Source organism: Okeania sp. SIO2F4, from assembly GCF_010672385.1.
In the GTDB taxonomy this organism is placed as follows: domain Bacteria; phylum Cyanobacteriota; class Cyanobacteriia; order Cyanobacteriales; family Microcoleaceae; genus Trichodesmium.
On record NZ_JAAHGT010000388.1, the window covers coordinates 5,934 to 8,498 of the forward strand.

A 2,565-nucleotide genomic window follows, 5' to 3' on the forward strand; every position below is an offset into this window, starting at 1 on the left:
GCGATCGCTAAATAGACTTTCTAAAGATGTTTGAATAAGTCTCTATTTTCAGATGGTCTTTGAATCTACCTTCAAAATATTCATGGTTATAAAAATAAATTTGTCAATTCAAAAAAATCTCCTTATTCGACTGATTTTTATAAAATATTCAACTAACTATTCACACAATAAAATTCCGAATCAAACATTTATTTCCTATATATTTAACTTAGCAAATTTCACTCCACAACTGCTGAAATATTTTGAGTTTCAACATGACTATACTAAACTTCTTCTACCAAAACCAAAAATTGATAATCAATACGGTTTTTAAAGCGATCGCTAAATAGACTTTCTAAAGATGTTTGAATAAGTCTGTATTTTCAGATGGTCTTTGAATATACGTTCAAAATCTTGTAATTGTAAATTGCTCAATTTAAAAACTTCTCCTTATTCAACTGAGTTTTTCTCAAATATTCAACTAACTATTCACACAATAAAATTCCGAATCAAACATTTATTTCCTATATATTTAACTCAGCAAATGACGCTTCACAACTCCTAAAATATTTTGAGGATAAACTTGACTATACTAAAGTTCTTCTACCAAAACCAAAAGTTGATAATCAATATGCCTTAAAAGGCGATCGCTAAATAGACTTTCTAAAGATGTTTGAATAAGTCTCTATTTTCAGATGGTCTTTGAATCTACCTTCAAAATATTCATGGTTATAAAAATAAATTTGTCAATTCAAAAAAATCTCCTTATTCGACTGATTTTTATAAAATATTCAACTAACTATTCACACAATAAAATTCCGAATCAAACATTTATTTCCTATATATTTAACTTAGCAAATGTCGCTCCATAACTGCTGAAATATTTTGAGGTTCAACATGACTATACCAAACTTCTTCTGGCAAAACCAAAACCATTGGTCCGCTGCCACATTTACCCAAACATCCGCTTTTTTCAACTGTAATATTAGGAATATCAAATGTCTGAAAAGTAGCTAATACTTTTGCCGAACCTTGCTTCTTACAAGTGCGATTTTGACATACCAATAAAAGTCTCTCAACTTGACTATTTTCCATCATAAATCATGAAAATTATGTAAGTATTTAGCTATTAACTGTTAGCTCTGAGCAATAATACCAATTTTATTTTAAAAAAGAATGTTGCGAATAGTAAGGGCGATAAAAAGAATTTACAGGATATATCCCTAGATACAAAAAAGATAAATTATGAACTAATAAATGGCATCGAAGCTATTAATTATGACTCCTGTAGGGGCGAATAGCCATTCGCCCCTACAACTCCTGACTCAAACAAAAATTCCCTAGCTATTTGTAGCAAACATTTATCAAAATTGTATAAGACCCCGCTTTTAAGAACATGGTTTAAATGAATATAGACTTTAACAACTTTTTTAGTAAGATTTCAATTCTAGCTCAATTAATACAGCTTTAAATCCACGAAAAAATAGTTGATAGCTGATAGCTGACAGCTAAATGCTTAGAAAGTTATAAATCATCCGGCAATAAATTTTTACCAGCTAACCACTCACGATTAAATAATTTTGATTGATAACGAGCGCCACTATCACATAATACAGTCACAATAGTATGACCGGGACCCATTTCTTTTGCTAAAGCAACTGCTGCACCAACATTAATTCCTACAGAACCACCCATAAATAAACCGTCTTTTCTTAACAGTTGATAAACCACTCTTACCGCTTCTTGATCATCAACTCGAATCGCATCATCAATCGGCACATTTTCCATATTTTTCGTTACCCGACTATTACCAATACCCTCAGTAATAGAATTACCCTCGCTATAAATTTCCCCAGTTTTCACATAACTATAAAGACCGCTTCCCATCGGGTCTGCTAAAACAGTTTTAACTTGGGGATTTTTTTCTTTTAAAAATAATGAAACACCAGCAAAAGTTCCACCAGTACCAGTAGCAGCTACCCAAGCATCTACTTTTCCATTTGTTTGTTCCCAAATTTCCAGTCCAGTTGTTTCATAATGAGCGATTCTATTTGCCAAATTATCAAACTGATTTGCCCAGACAGCATTTTCCATTTCCGAAGCTAATCTACCTGACATTTTTACATAATTATTCGGGTCTTTATAGGGAACCGCAGGAACGGGGCGAACCTCTGCACCTAAAGTTCTCAAAGCATCCATTTTTTCAATAGATTGAGTTTCAGGAATAATAATCAAACACTTATAACCTTTAGCATTACAAATATGTGCCAAACCAATTCCTGTATTACCAGCAGTTCCTTCCACAACTGTTCCACCAGGTTTCAGTAAACCTTTTTCTTCTGCATCTTTAATAATATAAAGAGCAGCTCGGTCTTTCACCGAACCCCCTGGATTAAGAAATTCTGCTTTGCCTAAAATTTCACATCCAGTTTCTTCACTGAAGCTATTTAATCTAATTAATGGAGTATTGCCAACTGTACCGACAAATCCTTGTTTAATATCCATTTTTTTTACCAATCTACTATTTAGTATTTAAAAATCAGATTTTACCAAACTTTGCTCATATTTAAAACAAATCCAGGCAAT

At 32.2% G+C, this 2,565-nt stretch carries 2 protein-coding genes; both read right to left on the reverse strand.

Annotation, left to right across the window (positions count from 1 at the left end; all coding sequences use genetic code 11):
• Positions 1-825: 825 nt before the first annotated feature.
• Positions 826-1,077 carry a (2Fe-2S) ferredoxin domain-containing protein gene (locus tag F6K22_RS22455; protein WP_293102916.1) on the reverse strand — a complete coding sequence of 84 codons (252 nt, stop codon included), beginning with the start codon at positions 1,075-1,077 and terminating at the stop codon, positions 826-828.
• A gap of 426 nt (positions 1,078-1,503) precedes the next feature.
• On the reverse strand, positions 1,504-2,484 hold the full coding sequence (locus F6K22_RS22460; RefSeq protein WP_293102918.1) for a cysteine synthase A: 981 nt from the start codon (positions 2,482-2,484) through the stop codon (positions 1,504-1,506).
• Positions 2,485-2,565 lie beyond the last annotated feature (81 nt).